The 18,794-nt window shown below is 45.3% G+C and carries 17 protein-coding genes, 1 tRNA gene and 1 riboswitch; of the genes, 15 read left to right on the forward strand and 3 right to left on the reverse strand.

Annotated features, from left to right (window positions below; all coding sequences use genetic code 11):
- Positions 1 to 216: 216 nt before the first annotated feature.
- The 4 genes from GPK58_RS09910 (at position 217) to thiH (ending at position 4,665) form a co-directional block, all read left to right on the forward strand.
- Complete coding sequence (locus GPK58_RS09910; protein ID WP_215638585.1) at positions 217 to 1,335, forward strand: fibronectin type III domain-containing protein; 1,119 nt, start codon at positions 217 to 219, stop codon at positions 1,333 to 1,335.
- A 413-nt stretch (positions 1,336 to 1,748) separates the two neighbouring features.
- Positions 1,749 to 1,856, forward strand: a riboswitch (TPP riboswitch).
- A 248-nt stretch (positions 1,857 to 2,104) separates the two neighbouring features.
- Positions 2,105 to 2,308: a sulfur carrier protein ThiS gene (gene thiS / locus GPK58_RS09915; protein WP_015526603.1), complete on the forward strand. Its 204-nt coding sequence runs from the start codon at positions 2,105 to 2,107 to the stop codon at positions 2,306 to 2,308.
- Between the two features lie 163 nt (positions 2,309 to 2,471).
- Positions 2,472 to 3,257: a thiazole synthase gene (locus GPK58_RS09920; RefSeq protein ID WP_252195793.1), complete on the forward strand. Its 786-nt coding sequence runs from the start codon at positions 2,472 to 2,474 to the stop codon at positions 3,255 to 3,257.
- A 166-nt stretch (positions 3,258 to 3,423) separates the two neighbouring features.
- A complete protein-coding gene (gene thiH, locus GPK58_RS09925) occupies positions 3,424 to 4,665 on the forward strand; it encodes a 2-iminoacetate synthase ThiH (protein WP_021650467.1) in 1,242 nt (413 codons plus the stop codon).
- 796 nt (positions 4,666 to 5,461) lie between these two features.
- Here thiH and GPK58_RS09930 read toward each other — a convergent pair.
- From GPK58_RS09930 to GPK58_RS09940, 3 genes are all read right to left on the reverse strand, one after another.
- Positions 5,462 to 6,745, reverse strand: a complete 1,284-nt coding sequence (locus tag GPK58_RS09930; RefSeq protein ID WP_215638586.1) for a hypothetical protein — start codon at positions 6,743 to 6,745, stop codon at positions 5,462 to 5,464.
- A 199-nt stretch (positions 6,746 to 6,944) separates the two neighbouring features.
- The gene (locus GPK58_RS09935) at positions 6,945 to 7,658 is read right to left on the reverse strand and encodes a response regulator transcription factor (protein WP_092073285.1); all 714 of its coding nucleotides are present in this window, start codon (positions 7,656 to 7,658) and stop codon (positions 6,945 to 6,947) included.
- Positions 7,659 to 8,849 carry a sensor histidine kinase gene (locus tag GPK58_RS09940; RefSeq protein ID WP_278655408.1) on the reverse strand — a complete coding sequence of 397 codons (1,191 nt, stop codon included), beginning with the start codon at positions 8,847 to 8,849 and terminating at the stop codon, positions 7,659 to 7,661.
- Positions 8,850 to 9,153: 304 nt separating this feature from the next.
- Between GPK58_RS09940 and GPK58_RS09945 the strand changes: the two genes are divergently transcribed.
- From GPK58_RS09945 to GPK58_RS09995, 11 genes are all read left to right on the forward strand, one after another.
- Positions 9,154 to 10,392, forward strand: coding sequence for an O-acetylhomoserine aminocarboxypropyltransferase/cysteine synthase family protein (locus GPK58_RS09945; RefSeq protein WP_022426722.1), 1,239 nt, complete (start codon positions 9,154 to 9,156; stop codon positions 10,390 to 10,392).
- Between the two features lie 40 nt (positions 10,393 to 10,432).
- On the forward strand, positions 10,433 to 11,296 hold the full coding sequence (locus tag GPK58_RS09950) for a 4Fe-4S binding protein (RefSeq protein ID WP_021650461.1): 864 nt from the start codon (positions 10,433 to 10,435) through the stop codon (positions 11,294 to 11,296).
- Complete coding sequence (locus tag GPK58_RS09955) at positions 11,289 to 11,534, forward strand: sulfurtransferase TusA family protein (protein ID WP_015526613.1); 246 nt, start codon at positions 11,289 to 11,291, stop codon at positions 11,532 to 11,534. Before GPK58_RS09950 ends, GPK58_RS09955 begins: the two co-directional genes overlap by 8 nt.
- Positions 11,535 to 11,546: 12 nt before the next feature.
- Complete coding sequence (gene thiS / locus GPK58_RS09960) at positions 11,547 to 11,756, forward strand: sulfur carrier protein ThiS (RefSeq protein ID WP_021650460.1); 210 nt, start codon at positions 11,547 to 11,549, stop codon at positions 11,754 to 11,756.
- Positions 11,756 to 12,562: a thiazole biosynthesis adenylyltransferase ThiF gene (gene thiF, locus GPK58_RS09965; protein ID WP_215638587.1), complete on the forward strand. Its 807-nt coding sequence runs from the start codon at positions 11,756 to 11,758 to the stop codon at positions 12,560 to 12,562. The genes thiS (GPK58_RS09960) and thiF overlap by 1 nt, the downstream gene beginning before the upstream one ends.
- Before the next feature lie 76 nt (positions 12,563 to 12,638).
- Positions 12,639 to 13,055: a M67 family metallopeptidase gene (locus GPK58_RS09970; RefSeq protein WP_059086473.1), complete on the forward strand. Its 417-nt coding sequence runs from the start codon at positions 12,639 to 12,641 to the stop codon at positions 13,053 to 13,055.
- 5 nt (positions 13,056 to 13,060) lie between these two features.
- Positions 13,061 to 14,767, forward strand: a complete 1,707-nt coding sequence (locus GPK58_RS09975; RefSeq protein WP_059086472.1) for an adenylyl-sulfate reductase subunit alpha — start codon at positions 13,061 to 13,063, stop codon at positions 14,765 to 14,767.
- Positions 14,751 to 15,062 carry a 4Fe-4S dicluster domain-containing protein gene (locus tag GPK58_RS09980; protein WP_015526617.1) on the forward strand — a complete coding sequence of 104 codons (312 nt, stop codon included), beginning with the start codon at positions 14,751 to 14,753 and terminating at the stop codon, positions 15,060 to 15,062. The genes GPK58_RS09975 and GPK58_RS09980 overlap by 17 nt, the downstream gene beginning before the upstream one ends.
- Positions 15,063 to 15,118: 56 nt before the next feature.
- The gene (gene cysD / locus GPK58_RS09985; protein ID WP_173741803.1) at positions 15,119 to 16,021 is read left to right on the forward strand and encodes a sulfate adenylyltransferase subunit CysD; all 903 of its coding nucleotides are present in this window, start codon (positions 15,119 to 15,121) and stop codon (positions 16,019 to 16,021) included.
- 1 nt (position 16,022) lies between these two features.
- The gene (locus GPK58_RS09990) at positions 16,023 to 17,717 is read left to right on the forward strand and encodes a sulfate adenylyltransferase subunit 1 (protein ID WP_173741804.1); all 1,695 of its coding nucleotides are present in this window, start codon (positions 16,023 to 16,025) and stop codon (positions 17,715 to 17,717) included.
- A gap of 797 nt (positions 17,718 to 18,514) precedes the next feature.
- A tRNA-Ser gene (locus tag GPK58_RS09995) sits at positions 18,515 to 18,602 on the forward strand.
- Positions 18,603 to 18,794: the final 192 nt, after the last annotated feature.

The raw sequence follows: 18,794 nt of genomic DNA on the forward strand, positions 1-18,794 counted from the left end.
ATTGCAGTACCGTAAGGTGTTTGCCAATGCAGTAGTGGGAGAAGCAAGAATCCCCCTGCTTTAGTTGAGGGGAGTGTCAAGCCATTGTAGAAACTGCCGAATTTCACCAAAAGCCCTGATTCGGCGAAAAATATCATAGCAGGAATAATTTTTATAATGTATACTATATTTGTTAGGGAATCCAGATATACCACAAAGCAGAAAGGAAAAAAGCGTATGAGAAGAAATTGGAAAAAAGCTTTATGTGGCATTTTGACAGGTTTTATGCTTGCAACGGCGGTACCAGCTGCGGTTCCGGAGTTGATCAGTGCGACAGAAGTACAGGCGGCGATAAACGTAGCAACGCCGGCTATGTCTTCTATTAAGATCTCCGGCAGGAATAAGATTATTTTCAGCTGGAAACAGGTAAAAGGAGTTGCCGGATACCGGGTATACCGCAAGACCGGAAACAGCGGATGGAAAGCAGTAAAAACCCTCACAGGAAGCAAAAATGTTACGTTTACCGATACAAAAGTAAGTACCGGAGTAAGCTATACTTACACAGTGAGAGCTTACCGGAAATCCGGAAAAAATACGATCTGGAGTAGATATAATGAAAAAGGTCTGACAGCAATCGCAGGTCTGAATTATCTCACCCTGAATAAGACCAGCCTGACACTGGCATCGAAAAAAACTTATACACTGAAGATCAAAGGCACCAGTCTGAAACCGTCATGGAAGAGCAGCAACACAAATGTTGTCAAGATAACTTCTGTCGGAAAGATCACCGCGGTAAAAACAGGAACAGCGGTTATCACAGCGACTCTTGGTGGCAGAAAATTCACCTGCAAGGTTACTGTAAAGAATCCGACCTCGGCTAATACCAGATTGACGCAGAATTATAGCAAATTGAAAAAATACATCAGTCAGAAAGGCAAATATACTGAAGACGGAAATCAGTTTATAAATGTCAAAGTAGATAAAGAAAGTACTCTGATGATCGGTTATCTGAAGAAAGAAGATAAGATAGATATTGGGATGATGCTCTCTATGCCTTCAGATGGAATCCTTGCCGGACTGGATATTATCGGAAACTGTGTGAAATCTGATACGGTCAGTGTGAAGTCCGCCCTGTCTACAAATGAAGTCTTTCTGCTGGTGACTTCTTCTACAAAAGCATCTGCTTATAAAGGTCAGAATCTGACTTTCTTGTATACAAACGGAAAAAAAGCGATGACAGATCTGCAGGATTCTTCCAATATTATGATGAAAGCGACAATGAAAGTAGCAAATGATTATCTGAAAAAGAATTTAAATCTGACAATGAAAGATCTGGGATTCACTGCTTATAAATAACAGTAACATCCTATGATGATGCCGTTAATAAAATTCGGTTGACAAATTAGTATAGAAAGCATAAGATGATAGTAGCTAAGAAATGTGATGAAATTCAAACATTGGCAAAAACGAAAACCCCGGAAGTCTCGCACACTTCCGGGGTTTTCTATGCCGTTATGTAAGGGGGCTTAAGCCTTTCAGGCTGTTACTGCCTGTCGTTTCTGTCCAGCCATTTGCGAATATAGTAGCTAACTATATCCGCCGTAACAGAAACAAAAAATGTGATGATTAATTCGCACACTGGACTTCACCTCCTTTCTGCTGGAGGGTTGGCAGCATTAACAGTGTACTATAGTTTAGAACAAATTGGAACTATTGTGAGAAAATTTAATACTCTTGACATTGATCATAATTCGTCTTATACTAACTCATGTAAATAACAGGGGAGCTTGTGATGGCAGGCTGAGAGGAAGTCTTCAACTTCGACCCTTATACCTGATTTGGATAATGCCAACGTAGGAACGTATAAGATGAATTTACGGGAGATACTTTGGTGTATCTCCTTTTTTATTGGATGCGGATGTTTTTATCCGATTGAATACGTAAGATCAGGATTTACAGGGAAGGGATCAAGAGCGAATGCTTTTAACCCCGGTATCGACAATTGAATATTGGGAAATTTGAGAGTGAACTGAGTTCATGAAGGGGTGCACCACCGCGGGTGTATTTCTTTGTGAACTCTTTTTTATTGACGAATAGCTTTTGAAGTTTCCGGAAAGGAGAGATCATGATCACAGTAAATGGTGAAAGCAGAACATTGGAAAAGCCGGTGACAGTAACAGAATATCTGGAAGCATGTAACTATGTTCCGGTGCAGGTTGTAGTAGAGCTGAATGAAGAGATCATTAAGAGAGACACTTATGATACAACAGTACTGAAAGATGGCGATGTTGTGGAGATTCTGCAGTTTATGGGCGGCGGAAGCTGCTGATGTCGCTATAGAGATAAAATTAGGTATATATACCACGGCAGTAACTGACAGATAAGTTACTGAAAAAATGCAGATGAAGAATGATCTGGCAGAAGAAGGCGCTGGTTATAAATCGGTGGAGATATTTTCTGCAAACAGACATAAAGAAAGGTGGACATAAAAAATGGCAACAGCAAACACAAATGAAGACAAACTGATCCTGGGAGGCCATGAGTTTACTTCCCGTTTTATCCTTGGTTCCGGAAAATTTTCTCTGGAGCTTGTAAAAGCATGTATTGAAAAAGCAGGAACTCAGATCGTAACACTTGCCCTGCGCCGTGCAAATGAGGGTGGGCTTGCCAATATTCTTGACTATGTGCCGAAGGATGTTACTCTTCTTCCGAATACATCAGGAGCCAGAAATGCAGAGGAAGCAGTCCGTATTGCAAGACTTTCCCGCGAGCTTGGCTGTGGAGATTTTGTAAAGATTGAAGTTATCCATGACTCCAAATATCTTCTTCCGGATAATTACGAGACCATCAAGGCAACAGAGATCCTTGCAAAAGAGGGCTTTGTAGTTATGCCATACATGTATCCGGATCTGAATGCAGCCAGAGATCTGGTGAATGCAGGAGCTGCCTGTGTAATGCCACTTGGCTCTCCAATCGGTTCCAACAAAGGAATCTGTACAAAAGAATTCATCCAGATCCTTATCGACGAGATCGACCTTCCGATCATCGTGGACGCAGGAATCGGCCGCCCGTCACAGGCATGTGAGGCTATGGAAATGGGTGCTGCAGCAGTTATGGCAAATACAGCTATTGCAACTGCAGGAGACGTCCGTGTTATGGCGGAAGCCTTTAAGAAAGCTATTGAGGCAGGAAGAAGTGCATATCTTTCCGGTATGGGAAGAACTCTGGAGAGAGGTGCAAGTGCATCCTCACCGCTGACCGGATTTCTTCATGAGTAAAATTGATAAATGAATGATTGAACGCAGAACACTAAGCGGGGGACAGGCACTGCCTGTGTAGTGAAACACAGGTATTGTCTGGTTTCAATCGAAATTGAGTTTACAGATATGCAGCAGTGAGGACTAGAGTATTGCTGCAATATATGAGAGGAGCGACATAAGAGTAATGGCAGAAACAGTACAGGCCAGTCAGCAGGACGGCCATTTTAATGAAAGTATCGTAAATGAAGAAATTCTGGAAGATATGAAAAAGAACCGTATCGATCACATGAAGTACCTTCCGGATATGGAACAGCTGGAAGAATCTGATGTAATGGATCAGGTTATTTCCGCAATGAACGCATATGATTATGATAAGTACACAGAAGCGGATGTACGGAGAGCGCTTGTTCATGACAACCGTACACCGGAGGATTTTAAAGCACTGCTTTCACCGGCAGCGCTGCCTCTTTTGGAAGAAATCGCACAGGCTGCACGGATCGAAACAAGGAAACATTTTGGGAACAGTATCTGCATGTTTACACCGATCTACATTGCAAACTACTGTGAGAACTACTGTATTTACTGTGGATTTAACTGCCACAACAAGATCCGCCGCGCACAGCTGAATGCAGATGAGATCGAGAAAGAGATGGCAGCTATTGCAGAAACCGGACTCCAGGAGATCTTGATCCTTACCGGAGAGAGCAAAACGAAATCTAATGTGGAATATATCGGAAAGGCTTGTGAGATCGCCCGGAAATATTTCAAGGTAGTCGGTCTTGAGGTGTATCCGATGAATTCTGATGAGTACGCATATCTTCACAAATGCGGCGCAGATTATGTGACAGTTTTCCAGGAGACTTATAATTCTGATAAATACGAAACTCTGCATCTGGCAGGCCACAAGAGGATTTTCCCATACAGGTTAAATACACAGGAGCGTGCGTTAAAAGGCGGCATGCGAGGTGTTGGTTTTGCGGCACTTCTGGGACTGGATGATTTCCGCAAGGATGCTTTTGCAACGGGATATCATGCATATCTTCTGCAGAGAAAATATCCACATGCAGAGATCGCTTTTTCCTGCCCGAGACTTCGTCCGATCATCAACAACGACAGGATCAACCCGAAGGATGTCCACGAACCGCAGCTTCTCCAGGTAGTTTGTGCATATCGTCTGTTTATGCCGTTTGCAAGTATTACTGTATCCACCAGAGAATGTGAGCGTGTCCGTGACAACCTGGTAAATATCGCAGCAACCAAGATCTCTGCAGGTGTCAGCACAGGAATCGGAAGCCATGTGGATGATATTGAGGATAAAGGTGATGATCAGTTTGAGATTTCCGACGGAAGGTCTGTGGACGAAGTCTTCAACGCCCTGAAAGACCACGGCCTGCAGCCGGTGATGAATGATTATATTTATCTGTGAGATGAAGGCGGCGAAATCGGATCGTACAGACTACCGAGGATAACTTCTGTGGAATATGTGGAAAACCATCCGTCCGAAAGAGCGATTTTTCAGGGTGAGTGTGGATAACTGTTTCGGAAGAATGAATGCAGAAAGATTTTTGTCAAACAGAGGACAGTGCTGGAAGAATTTGTCGTCAGAACAAGAGTAATTTTTCAGTCCGGGTCTGATAAAATGGATATAACCCGGTTTATCTTAAAGAGAAAAATGCAGATGAGATTTTGTCAGAATGAAAGAAAAGCAGCTGCATGGAGAAGAACTGACCAAAGAAGATCTCAAACGTGCTGTCAAAGATGAAGCTTACCGCAAAAAACTCCTGGAAGAGCTGAATTCACAAGGTTGATTGCGTTTTCACAAAATCTTTCAACGGTGATGAAGAATATGCAAAAAAGAGTGCGAAATCTATGGATAACAGCTAAAAATCAAACATAAAAACCTGTAAAATCCGCCCAAATATCCCTGATTTCGAAAACTACTGAAAACGGTTTCCAATCTAATAGTTTTCATAGGTACTTACTCATGTTTATAATAGCCCCAACAACAAAACACGAGGCAAAACACAGGAGGTAAGTATTATGAAAAGAAGCTGCAGAACAGTGAAAAAACAGAGTCTGCAGCTTCTTTTATGTAAATATGATGTGCCTTTTGCGACTGGAAAATCTGTACCTGATATATAGCAGCTGTCAACATCACATGCAGCTACGGATTTTCCGGTCTGCAAAATAACGGCAGAGGGGGCAATGTGAATCACAAGGGATCAGGCATGGCTTCCTTCGGTCAGGGAACAGCCGTCCATTATACGGATCCCGTTTATGACATCCAGATAAGTGTCATACATTTCCTTCCATTCATCAGAGGCGTCCTTGGAGTACTGGCTGATGGTTGACAGAAGATCGTATTTTTTGCCGTCGACGGTTTCGATACGGCCGAGATAGCCCTGCCATACACTGTCCAGAGGCTGGTCTTCGCCATCGTAATATCTGGCTTCCAGAGTCAGTACAGGAACATCCTCATTGTAATAAGTCAGTTTATATCCACCATTTTCGGTTTCGGTTGTTTCATAATGGCAGAGATATTTCCAGCGCTCCGGAGTGAGGACCTGGAAGTAATCCGTCATGGCCATATCCACACGCTCTGCGTAAACGAAATCTATGGATTTGATCAGATCTGTGGCTTCCTTTTCGGCGGCCTTATCATAGGTGTCTGACGGAGTCAGGACAAAAAGTCCGAATGTATAATCGTCAGTCTGGCATACAAGAGCATCTACATTTTTTTCTTCTTCGTTGACTTCGGTTAAGTATTGATATTTCGTGGCAGGATAAGATTCAAAGGTAAGATCCTTTTTGGTGATGATCTCACCCTTTACCGGATAGTATTCTGCCAGAAAACCCTTCAGGGAAGAATCCTCCAGAGAGGAATTCGGTACTTTTAAAACAAAGGCAGTGCTTTTTCCGCCATTTACGGAACGCTGCTCGAAATAACCTTCTTTTTCGGGCATGGATTCTCTGATCGTATCATCGGCAGGGAATCCAACCCGCATATGAAGCTCGCCGCGCTTTTCCGATTCGGAGGAATCTTCCGTGTTTGTATCGGAAGAGGAATTTGGGTATGAAGAATCGGAATCCTGCGAGGAGGAGTTTCCACTGGTATCGGAGGAATCAGTTTCAGAATCGGAATATTCCTGAAGATTGCCGTAGTCATCAATATAATATTTATCTCTGGAGCCAATATATGTGGTTCCGGTAGCATCTTCCAGCCACACACTGCCGTCCTCATAATAATAATGAGGCTCAAAATAACCGTCCTGTTCGGTCCAGCCGGCATCGTTGCCTTCCATCAGTTCACCGGAATCCGGGTCAGGGGCATAATTACCTTCCCCGATATATTCATCCTCGGAACCATTGCGGTACCAGTAATCTCCGTTTTCATCCTGCCAGATGTACTGACCGTCATCGGTTGGAGGGTCAGAAGCGAGGACCGGGACTGCAGATATGGAAAGAGCAATCGCGCCTGTTAAAAGAACTAAGATTTTTTTATGCATAGGCACCTCCTGATAAATTGCGCAGCAGTTAGCTGCTTACTATTCTTTGATCATAAATTTTTACAAATAAAAAAGATCTGTCTGTTAAGTACATTGTAACAGACAGATCCCGATATCCGGAAATGTGAAGAAAAAGAGACATTTACGGAAAGCTGCTTACAGATCTGGAAATATGTTATCCAATCGTGAAAAGGCCGGCTTACCGGCAGGTAAAAAGATATCCCTTCCCATAAACCGAGACAATGTCATACTCATCGGTATCTTCGGCACCGATCTTGGTCCGGAGGTTAAAGATATGCCGCCGTACCGTGCTGGTATCTGTTCCTGCACAGCTGCCCCATACCGCTTCGTAGAGCTCCTTTGCAGAAAAAATTTTCTCCTGGTTTTCTGCAAGGAGACGCAGCAGAGAGAATTCGGTCCGGGTAAGGCCTGTGTCGGCATTATTGAGATATGCATGGCCGTCCGAAAGATCCAACCGCAGGCTGCCGATGGTGATCTGACGGGAGGACTGAAATTTTTCTTTTATTTTTTCTTCCATTCGTTTCTGGCGTTCCAGAAGCATCTGGATCACGGCCAGAAATTCATCGAAATTATAAGGTTTGGTGAGATAATAGTCGCCTCCCTGCTGAAGTCCTTCTACCCGATCCCGGATATCACTTTTTCCGGTGAGAAAAAGAACCGGATTCATGGTTTTTTCGCGGAAGCGGCGGCAGATATCCAGACCGTTTCCGTCCGGAAGCATAATGTCCAGGATAAGAAGATCCGGTAGCTGTTCTTCAAGCTGATGACAGGCTTCGGCGGCTGTCTGTGCAGTGCGGACATCGTAGCCACGGCGCCGCAGCATCCGGCAGTTGGTATTCAGCACCTGTTCTTCATCCTCGACCATAAGGATAAGTGATTTCTTTTCATTCATTTATGATTCCTCCTCCGGAAGTGAGAAGAACACTTGAGTTCCCTCGCCTTCTTTACTTTTCAGCCATATTTTGCCGCCATGGGCAGTGATGATCTGATGACAGACATAGAGGCCTATGCCGTGCCGCCAGTAATCCTTATCAGCGGAAACGTAACCCTTGAGTGCGTTTTTTCGCATTTCTTCTGACATGCCGGTTCCGGTGTCGGAGACGCAGATGGTCTGCCAGCCCGGTTCGCCGGTAAGAGAAATGGTGATGGTTCCGTTTTGGGTGTGACGCTCTGCATTGGAGATCAGATTGGTGACAACCTGGATCAGCCGTTCCGGATCAGCAGAGATTTCCGGGAGTCCGGATTGTGTCGTAAGGACCAGCTGATTGTTCTTTGGGCTTGGATGACTGTAGTAGTCTTTTTTTACAGAATACAAAAGACCGGACAGATCTGATGGGACAAGGGAAAGGGCAAGCCGTCCCTGCTCAATGGAAACCGTATCCATCAGATCCAGCACGATCCGGTCGATCCGCATTACCGACTGTTCAATGGTGCGGAGATTTTCCTGCATAAGAGAGAAATCCAGAGGCTCTTCCTCAAGGAGCTCGGAGGTGTCCCGCGCGTGGAGGGAAATGGAACTCAGAGGATTTTTAATCTCATGGGCAACGGTGGTCAGGAAGGTGGACTTGGCATTATCAAGGGAGCGCAGTCGCAGATTCTGTTCCTCCAGAAGGAGCTGCTGCTGGTTATATTCCTTCAGATGAAAATAGAGAACACTGCCGCAGACAATACTTACAGAGACAAACGCCAGAAGGATATCTGCCAGCCGGTCTGCTTCCGTGGCAAAAGGAGTTACAGTGTCCGGGAAATGGTATGCAATCAGACACAGTCCCATATAAAGGAGGATCTCCAGCAGGGAAACGATCAGAGCGCGTCTTTTTTCCAGCATCAGCACGGTAAAAATAATAGCAAACACAAAGAATGCCGGCATGCCGCCACGATAACCGCCGCTGGTAAAAAACATCACCGGAAAAACGATCAGAAAGATCACGACAATGGTGATCAGGTAGCAGCGCTGATATTTTCCACTGTAATAGGAATAAAGAAAAAGCCCTCCGGAGATTGCAACCAGCGCAAAATTGATCAGTACATTTCCCCAGGAACCGGTCCCGAGACTGAGAAAGGTCATGATCAGGCTGATCACAGTACCTCCCAAGGCGAGGATGTTGAACAGCCGGACGCGGAAATCAAGGGTGGGACTGAATAAAGAGTGAAAAATATTCCGGAGCTTCGGGTTTATATTGATAGGGATCACCTCCTGTTCTTAATGTAGGTTTGTATGCCTGCGGGCATCTTTCTTTTGGTGCTGTAATTATCGTAACTGTTATAATTGTATCATGCTGTCGTATAGTTGTGTACACAAAAAAATACATTTAATCCCGTTTTCCTATTGACATACTATGAATAGTAGGTTAATATAAGTGTCAACAAAAGAAAGGGAAGAGGCTATGAACGAATACGGCTTTAATACAGGACTGCTCCACGGCACCAACGAGAAATATCCGCAGGGTGCAACACAGGTTCCAATCTATCAGAGCAGCGCATTCCGACATGACAGCGCGGAAGACCTGGAGAAAATTTTTGACAATAAAAAAATGGGCTTCTCCTATACAAGGATCAACAATCCTACGGTAGAGTCCTTTGAAAAGAGAGTGACCATGCTGGAGGATGGGATCGGCAGTGTGGCCTGTGCTTCCGGAATGGCAGCGCTGACCAATGCGTTTCTGAACATTCTTCAGGCGGGAGACGAGATTGTGGCAGCCTGCGGACTGTACGGCGGAACCGTGGAACTGTTCGATGATCTGAAGCCTTTCGGGATTTCCGTAAAATATGTGAAAGAGAATAAGCCGGAAGCTTTTGAGGCAGAGATCACAGAGAAGACGCGACTTGTTTTTGCGGAGACCATTGGCAACCCCAAGCTGGATGTTACCGATATCCAGGCAGTTGCGGAAGTGGCACATAAGCATGACGTACCGCTGATCGTAGACAACACGGTGGCAACCCCGTATCTGATCCAGCCACTGAAGCTTGGAGCTGACATTGTGGTTCATTCCTCTTCCAAATATATCAATGGAAGCAGCGATGCCATCAGCGGTATTCTTGTCTGTGGTAAGGGTCTGAAATGGGACCCTGACCGATATCCGGGACTTGCTCCATACCGGAAATTCGGACCATTTGCATACATCGCCAAGCTTAGAAACGGACTTTTCCGGAACACTGGCGCATGTCTTGCTCCACAGAATGCTTTCCTTAATAACCTGGGACTGGAAACCCTGGGACTTCGAATGCAGAGACAGTGTGACAATGCACTGGAGCTTGCGAGATTTTTACAGGGCCTGGGTGGTGACATTGAAGTAAATTATCCGGGACTGGAAGAAAGCCCTTATCACGAAATTGCGGAAAAGCAGTTCAGGAATGGCTACGGAGCTATCGTAACCGTAAGAACCGGAAGCAAGGAGAAGGCTTTTTCCATTATTAATTCATTGAAGATCCCGCTGATCATCTCCAATATCGGAGATACGAAGACCCTGGTGATCCATCCGGAATCCACCATCGCGGCACACATCTCCGACGAAGAGAAGCTGCAGTCCGGAGTATTCGAGGATCTGATCCGTATCAGTGTGGGAATTGAAGATATTGAAGATTTAAAAGAAGATTTCAAACAAGCGATAGAAAATAACCGATAAAATCTAAGAGCTGCACCAGCAGAGAAATGGAGAGTTCGTTATGGCAAAAGTAGATTACGCTACATTAAAAAAAGGTGGTTTCATGAGACAGAAGCAGAAAAATAATTTTTCTCTTCGTCTTGCCTGTGTAGGCGGTACACTTACCGCAGAAAACCTTAAGAAGATCGCAGAGGTAGCTGAGAAATACGGTGACGGATATGTACATCTTACTTCCAGACAGGGAGTTGAGATCCCGTTCATTAAATTAGATGATATTGATGATGTAAAGGATGATCTTGCAAAAGGCGGATGCAAGCCTGGTGTCTGCGGACCGAGAGTCCGTACAGTTACAGCCTGCCAGGGCAACGCTGTCTGTCCAAGCGGAAATATCAACAGCTATGACATTGCGGTGAAATTAAATGAGAGATATTTCGGAAGAGAGCTTCCTCATAAATTCAAATTCGGTGTTACCGGATGCCAGAACAACTGTCTGAAGGCAGAGGAGAATGATGTAGGGATCAAGGGAGCGGCTGAGGTCAGCTGGAAAGAGGATGCATGTATCCACTGTGGTGTCTGTGAAAAGGCCTGCAGAGAAAATGCCATCTCCTTTGAGGATGACAAGCTGGTGATCGATACAGAGAAATGTAACTACTGCGGCAGATGTGCAAAATCCTGTCCGGTGGATGCATGGGATGTAAACGAAGCATATATCGTTTCCTTTGGCGGAACGTTTGGAAATCACATCAGCAAGGGACAGGAATTTCTTCCGCTGATCACCTCTGAGGAGCAGCTTTTCAGAGTGACCGATGCAGCGATCCAGTTCTTTGATGATCATGCAAATCCGGGAGAGCGTTTTAAATTTACCATCGACCGGGTAGGTGCTGAAAAACTTCAGGAAGTTTTGAAAGGAGCATACAATGGCTGATATTAAGATTGATGATACAGTAGATATTACCGATGTGGTCTGCCCGGTAACCTTTGTAAAAGCAAAGGTAGCACTTGAGGAGCTGGATGACGGACAGATCCTGGCGATCAAAATGAACGATGGCGAGCCGGTACAGAATGTGCCGAGAAGCGTGAAGGAAGAAGGACATCAGATCCTGAAGCTCGAGGACAACGAAGACGGAACTTATACACTGATCGTAAGAAAAGTTGAAGAATAGGAGAACAGAGAAATGACAATCACAGTTGCAGGAAATAAAAAAGAGTACGAAGACGGACTGAAGCTTACAGAGCTTATTGAGAAAGAGGATATTGAAAGTCCTGAGTATGTAACCGTAACTATCAACGATGAATTCATCAGCAAGGCAGACGTTCCGGAAACAGAGGTAAAGGACGGCGACGTTGTTGAGTTCCTGTACTACATGGGAGGAGGCGCAAGATAATGGCTTTTACAAATGAGCAGCTTGAGCGGTACTCCCGCCATATCATCCTGAAAGAGGTTGGAGTAAAAGGTCAGAAAAAGCTTCTGAATGCCAAGGTTCTGATCATCGGAGCCGGCGGACTTGGAGCACCGGCAGCCCTTTACCTTGCAGCAGCAGGTGTGGGAACCATCGGGATCGCGGATGCAGATGAGGTAGATCTTTCCAATCTTCAGCGACAGGTCATCCACACAACTGCAGATGTCGGCAAACTGAAGGTAGAGTCTGCGGCTGAGACCATGAAAGCAATCAACCCGGACGTTACTGTAAATACATATCATACCTTTGTAGATTCCAGCAACATCATGGATCTGATCAAAGATTACGATTTCATTCTTGACGGAACAGACAACTTTCCTGCAAAATTCCTGATCAACGATGCCTGTGTAATGGCCGAGAAACCGTTTTCACATGCAGGGATCATCCGTTTCCAGGGACAGCTGATGACTTACGTTCCGGGACAGGGCCCATGCTACAGATGTGCGTTCCAGAGCCCGCCGCCAAAGGATGCCGTACCGACCTGTAAGCAGGCTGGCGTGATCGGAGCCATGGGCGGCGTGATCGGAAGCCTTCAGGCAATGGAAGCGATCAAGTACATCATCGGACAGGGTGATCTTCTTATAGGAAGACTTCTTACCTACGATGCGCTGAAGATGACATTCCGTACCGTGAAGCTTCCGAAGAATCATCATTGCCCGGTATGCGGCGATGATCCGACGATTACAGAACTGATCGATTATGAGCAGGCTGTGTGTGAGCTGAAACACTGATAATATAGAAGGCAAAAGTGTCTGCTGGTGCAGGCAGTATAAATAAGTATAGAAACCCATTGGAGGCTGCGAAGAAATGCTGAAATTAAAAAAAGAAGATTACGAGAAAATATTAGACCACTGCAGAAAAGGACTTCCCAATGAGTCCTGCGGCCTTCTGGGCGGGACCATTGAGGACGATGTAAAAACCATCGAGAAGGTGTATCTGCTGACAAATATCGATGAAAGCAACGAACACTTTTCCATGGACCCGAAAGAACAGCTGAGCGCGATCAAAGATATCCGCCAGAACGGATATCAGATGATCGGAAACTTTCATTCTCATCCGGAGTCTCCGTCAAGGCCTTCCGAAGAAGATAAACGACTTGCATTTGACCCGAACATCGAATATCTGATCCTCTCCCTTATGGATGCAGAAAATCCGGTGTTGAAGGCTTTTGGCGTAGATAAAGAGAAAAATGTAACTGTACATGAGCTTCAGATAACAGAGTGATGAGTATGAAAAACAGATTAAACACAAAGGAAATTACAACAGATGTGCTGATCATAGGCGGAGGTACCGCAGGCTGCTATGCGGCGCTGGTTCTCTCAGAACAGAAAGCCGGCAGGGTACTGATCGCAGAAAAAGCAAATATCAGACGAAGCGGCTGTCTGGCAGCAGGTGTTAATGCCATCAATGCCTACATTGTAAAAGGTCGCAAGCCGCAGGATTATGTAGATTATGCAACAAAGGATGCCGCCGGGATCGTAAGGCAGGACCTTCTTCTTACAGCAGCGGAGAATTTCAACGAAGTTACTGCAAAGATGGAAAAGCTTGGGCTTGTGATCCTGAAGGATGAAAATGGTGATTATGTAGCCAGAGGAAACCGTAACATCAAGATCAACGGTGAAAATTTTAAACCACTTCTTGCTGATGCAGTTCATAAAGCTGAGAACGTAGACGTTCTGAATTATGTAAATATCACAGACCTTCTTGTAAAAGACGGACAGGTTTACGGAGCGGTTGGTTTCTCTATTATGGAAGAAACCGCATACATTATCCGGGCAAAGGCAGTTCTTGCTGCAACAGGCGGAGCGGCCGGACTTTATAAGCCGAACAATCCGGGATTTTCCAGACATAAGATGTGGTATCCGCCGTTTAACACAGGTGCCGGATATGCAATGGGAATCCTGGCAGGTGCGGAGATGACGTCCTTTGAGATGCGTTTTATCGCACTTCGCTGCAAGGATACCATTGCTCCTACGGGAACCATCGCACAGGGTGTCGGCGCAAAACAGATCAATGCAGCTGGCGAGATCTATGAGACAAAATACGGACTGACCACAAGCGAGAGAGTTTACGGAACAGTTCGGGAAAATCAGCTTGGCCACGGCCCGTGTTACCTGAAGACTACAGGGATCACGAAGGAACAGGATGAAGATCTTCTGAAGGCTTATCTCAACATGGCACCGAGCCAGACTCTGAAATGGATCGAAAGCGGAAAGAGCCCTAGCGAGCAGGATGTGGAGATCCAGGGAACAGAGCCGTATATCGTAGGCGGTCATACAGCCAGCGGCTACTGGGTAAATACAGGCCGTGAGACTACGGTGAAAGGTCTTTATGCAGCTGGTGATGTTGCAGGCGGATGTCCGCAGAAATATGTAACAGGAGCTCTTGCAGAAGGAAAGCTTGCAGCATTGGATATGGTGAAACAGTTTAAGGCCGGAACTCTGAAGGAAGCAGATATTCAGACTGAGACAGAGATTAAGGTTCAGGAAGGGGAAATTCTTTCCCAGTACGAAAAGTTCCGAAATGAAGACGCACCGGCATTTTCCGTGGAAGAGCTGGAAGAAGCCATGCAGAAAGTCATGGATGAATATGCGGGAGGAATTGCTTCTAATTATCAGTTTAATGAGAAGCAGCTTGCTCTTGCAGATGAAAAAATCCTTCAGCTTCAGGCTCTTGCCGAAAAAACAGCGGCAGCAGATATGCATGAGCTGATGTTTGCATACGAACTTCGTGAGCGTCTCATTGTGTGCCGTTCACTGATCGCTCATCTGAAAAACCGCAAAGAGACCAGATGGCATTCTTTTAACGAAAATCTGGATCATCCGGAAACAGATGAGAAATTTTATAAATATGTAAATTCGAAACTGGAAAACGGCGAGATCAGGATGATTTTTCGCGACATTGTAAAGGAGGACACATATGAGCATACGAATTGATCAGAAAAAATGTGTTGGCTGCAGAAAATGCAGTGAAGTATGTCCGGGAACCCTGATCGTCATGGAAGACAAAAAAGCCGTGATGAAATATCCGAAAAACTGCTGGGGCTGCGTTTCCTGTGTAAAGGAATGTAAAGCCGGTGCCATCGACTTTTTCCTTGGTGCGGATATCGGCGGGAACGGAAGTATCATGAATGTAAAAAGCGAAGGAGATATCCTTCATTGGATCATTACAAAAACGGACGGTTCTACATCCGTGATCGATGTGGATCGACGGAATTCGAATAAATATTAGACCAGAAGATAAGTGCTGCCGGTTCTGGCGGCCGGAACAGGAGGATGAGATCAGATATGAGTGGATTATCACATTTGGATGAGCTGGAAGCAGAGGCAATTTATATCATCCGTGAAGTTGCAGCAGAGTGCGAGAAGCCGGTAATGCTTTATTCTATAGGAAAAGACAGTTCTGTAATGCTTCATCTTGCAATGAAGGCTTTTTATCCGGAGAAACCGCCATTTCCGTTTCTTCACGTAAATACAACATGGAAATTTAAAGAGATGATCGAGTTTCGTGACAAAACTGCGAAGGATCTGGGAATCGAAATGCTTGAGTACATTAATCAGGATGGTGTGAAGCAGGGGATCAATCCTTTTGACAGCGGCTCCGCATACACAGATATCATGAAAACGCAAGCACTGAAGCAGGCTCTTAAGAAATATGGTTTCACAGCTGCTTTTGGCGGCGGTCGTCGTGACGAGGAGAAAAGCCGTGCAAAAGAGCGTATCTTCTCCTTCCGTAATGCAGAGCAGGCCTGGGATCCGAAGAACCAGCGTCCGGAGATGTGGAAGCTTTATAATACGGAGATCAATAAAGGCGAAAGCATCCGTGTTTTCCCGATTTCCAACTGGACTGAGACGGATATCTGGCAGTACATTAAGAGAGAAAATATCCCGATCGTTCCGCTGTATTTTGCAAAAGAGCGTCCGGTTGTATACAGAGATGGCAACATTATCATGGTGGATGACGACAGAATGCGTCTGAACTCGGGTGAGGAGCCGCAGATGAAAAAGGTCCGTTTCCGTACTCTCGGATGCTATCCTCTGACAGGCGGTATCGAGTCTGATGCGGAGACACTGGACGAGATCATTGACGAGACCTTAAGCTCTGTGGAATCTGAGAGAACCACACGTGTTATTGATTCCGACGGCGGAGCTGCAAGTATGGAAAAAAGAAAGAGAGAGGGGTACTTCTAGGATGAGCGGATTACTGAAATTTATCACTTGCGGAAGTGTAGATGATGGAAAGTCTACACTGATCGGCCATATTCTTTATGATTCCAAGCTTTTATATGCAGACCAGGAAAAAGCCCTTCTTCTGGACAGCAAGGTGGGTTCCAGAGGTGGTGCCATTGATTATTCTCTTCTTCTGGATGGTCTGATGGCTGAGCGTGAGCAGGGTATCACCATTGATGTTGCATACCGTTATTTTACAACGGATAAGAGAAGTTTTATTGTTGCAGATACTCCTGGTCATGAGGAGTATACAAGAAACATGGCAGTTGGCGCTTCTTTTGCCCAGCTTTCCATTATTCTTGTGGACGCAAAACAGGGTGTTCTGGTGCAGACAAGACGTCATGCGCGTATCTGCGCTCTGATGGGTATCCATCATTTTGTATTTGCTGTTAATAAGATGGATCTTGTTGGTTACAGTGAGAGCCGTTTTAACGAGATCGTGAAGGATATCAATGAGCTTTCTGAGACTCTGGGTCTTCAGGATGTTGTGATCATTCCTGTCAGTGCTACAGAGGGTGATAACGTAACGAAGAAGTCTCCGAATATGCCCTGGTATACGGGGAAAGCTCTTCTGGAGCATCTTGAGACTGTGGATGTTTCAGAGGCTGAGAATGTCAGCGAGTTTTATCTGCCTGTTCAGCGTGTTTCTCGTCCAAACCATGAATTTCGCGGTTTCCAGGGTCAGATCGAGAGTGGCCGGGTTCATGTAGGCGATATCATCACAACGCTCCCAAGCAACGAGACAGCGGCTGTTAAGACGATCCTGGTGGGCAGTGACGATCGTGAGGAGGCTGTTGCCGGCCAGGCTGTTACGATTCAGCTGGATAAAGAGGTGGATGTAAGCCGTGGATGTGTTCTTACCAATAATAATGATAATAATGAGATCCCTGTTGCAAAGGGCTTTGAGGCTACGCTTCTATGGATGGATGATTCCAGGCTTGAAGTGGGCAAGGAGTATCTTGTGAAGCTTGGTACCAAGAAGATCGCAGGTGTGGTTAAGAGTATTGAGTTTAAGACGGATGTAAATACCGGGGAGCATCTGCATGCGGATACGATCGAGAAGAATGAGATCGCTCTTTGCAAAATCGGTCTTTCTGATAAGGTTGTGCTGGATGAGTTTAAGAGGAATAAGACTCTTGGTGAGCTGATCCTGATCGACCGTGTGAGTCATATGACTTCTGCATGTGGTGTTGTGGAATCGGTTGATACTGAGGGGGAGAAGCCTTATTTCCAGAAGGATGATGTGAAGGTTGGCGGTTATGTTTTTGAGGAGTTTTATTTTAACCTTGAGAATGCGCTGCTTTCCAAGGCGGATAAAGAGGTTAAGACTTATCATGTAGGGGATGTGGTGCCTGTTGAGGGTGACAGCTTTGAGTATCCGGGCTATTTTGATATTGTTTCTCTGGAGGATAGCGCGGCTGTTCTGATCCGTGATAAGAGGGTGCAGGATATTGTTCCGCTGGATGAGTATGTGTTTATGGGGCTTCCTGTTGTGGATGAGAGAGGTTTTGCCCTGGAGATCCGCAGTAATGATGATTATCAGATGTTTTTGAGGGAGTTTGAGGCTGCTGATAATAAGTCGGAGTTTCATAATAAGTGGTTTAAGTTTGAGACTTACAGGAGGATTGTCTGCACGGATAATTTCTGGATGATCTGATGTTGGGTTACTTATAGTTTCTATAGTTATGTGTGTAAGAGGCTGCATGTGCGGCCTCTTTTCTTTGGGTGTTGCCGGATTTCGTGGTTTGACGGACGCCGAGGAGCTGGCATATGGGCGGGACAGGCTTCGTCGGTGGAAACTACTAAGACTCTGAAAGGTGGCTAAAAGCGTTTTCCAAAAGTCCGAACTCGCTGCGCTCAGACAGCGAACTTTTGAAAAACAACGCCACCTTCCAGAGCCTAAGTAGTTGTCACACCTCCTGCAGAGCGCCCCGCCCATATGCCAGCTCCTCGGCTGTGCACACAGGCCGGTTGCGGAAAGTGAACAGTTCGAGATAGTATTCAATGATGCATGGCAGTAGAGTGTCATATAGAAATTGTTCAGGAGGAATGTTGTATCTAAGAATCAGCTCGGCACAACGTTCCGGAATAATATCGGCTCAGACAGTAATCAGCTTGGCATAAGATTCCATAATAAAAGTCAGTCGCATTATATATCGAAGCTGTAGCGCTTGTTCCGTGCCCAAGAGGGTGAGGGGCAGGGAAGCCCTCGGACTTCGGAACTCTGAGATGGACTTCCCCTGCGCTGTCCACACGGACAGCGTGTCGTGCGTAGCCACCTGTCTAAGGGGATAATATGATTGGTCAATCGCGCTAAGATAAAATTAATGTAAAAAAATGAAAAAAAGGTGTTGACAAAACTTATATCTTTCGGATATAATTAACCATGCGTTTCGGATGAAAACACAGAAGAAATGCACTCCAATTTAATAAGAAATTATAAGTTCGGAGTCTGGAGAAGTACTCAAGAGGCCGAAGAGGTGCCCCTGCTAAGGGTATAGGTCGCTAACGCGGCGCGAGGGTTCAAATCCCTCCTTCTCCGTTATTTTTTTGAAAAAAATAAATTTTTCAAAAAAATGAAAAAACTTGTTGACAAACGCTTGCGGATGTGATAAAGTAAACAAGCTGTCAGCGAGACAGAGATTCATCAAAAAAAGAGTTTGAAAAAAGTTGAAAAAAGTACTTGACAAACGATTTGAGATGAGATAAAATAAATGAGCTGTCTGAGAGACAG

The organism is Blautia sp. MCC270 (assembly GCF_018785605.1).
GTDB classification, from domain to species: domain Bacteria; phylum Bacillota; class Clostridia; order Lachnospirales; family Lachnospiraceae; genus Blautia_A; species Blautia_A fusiformis.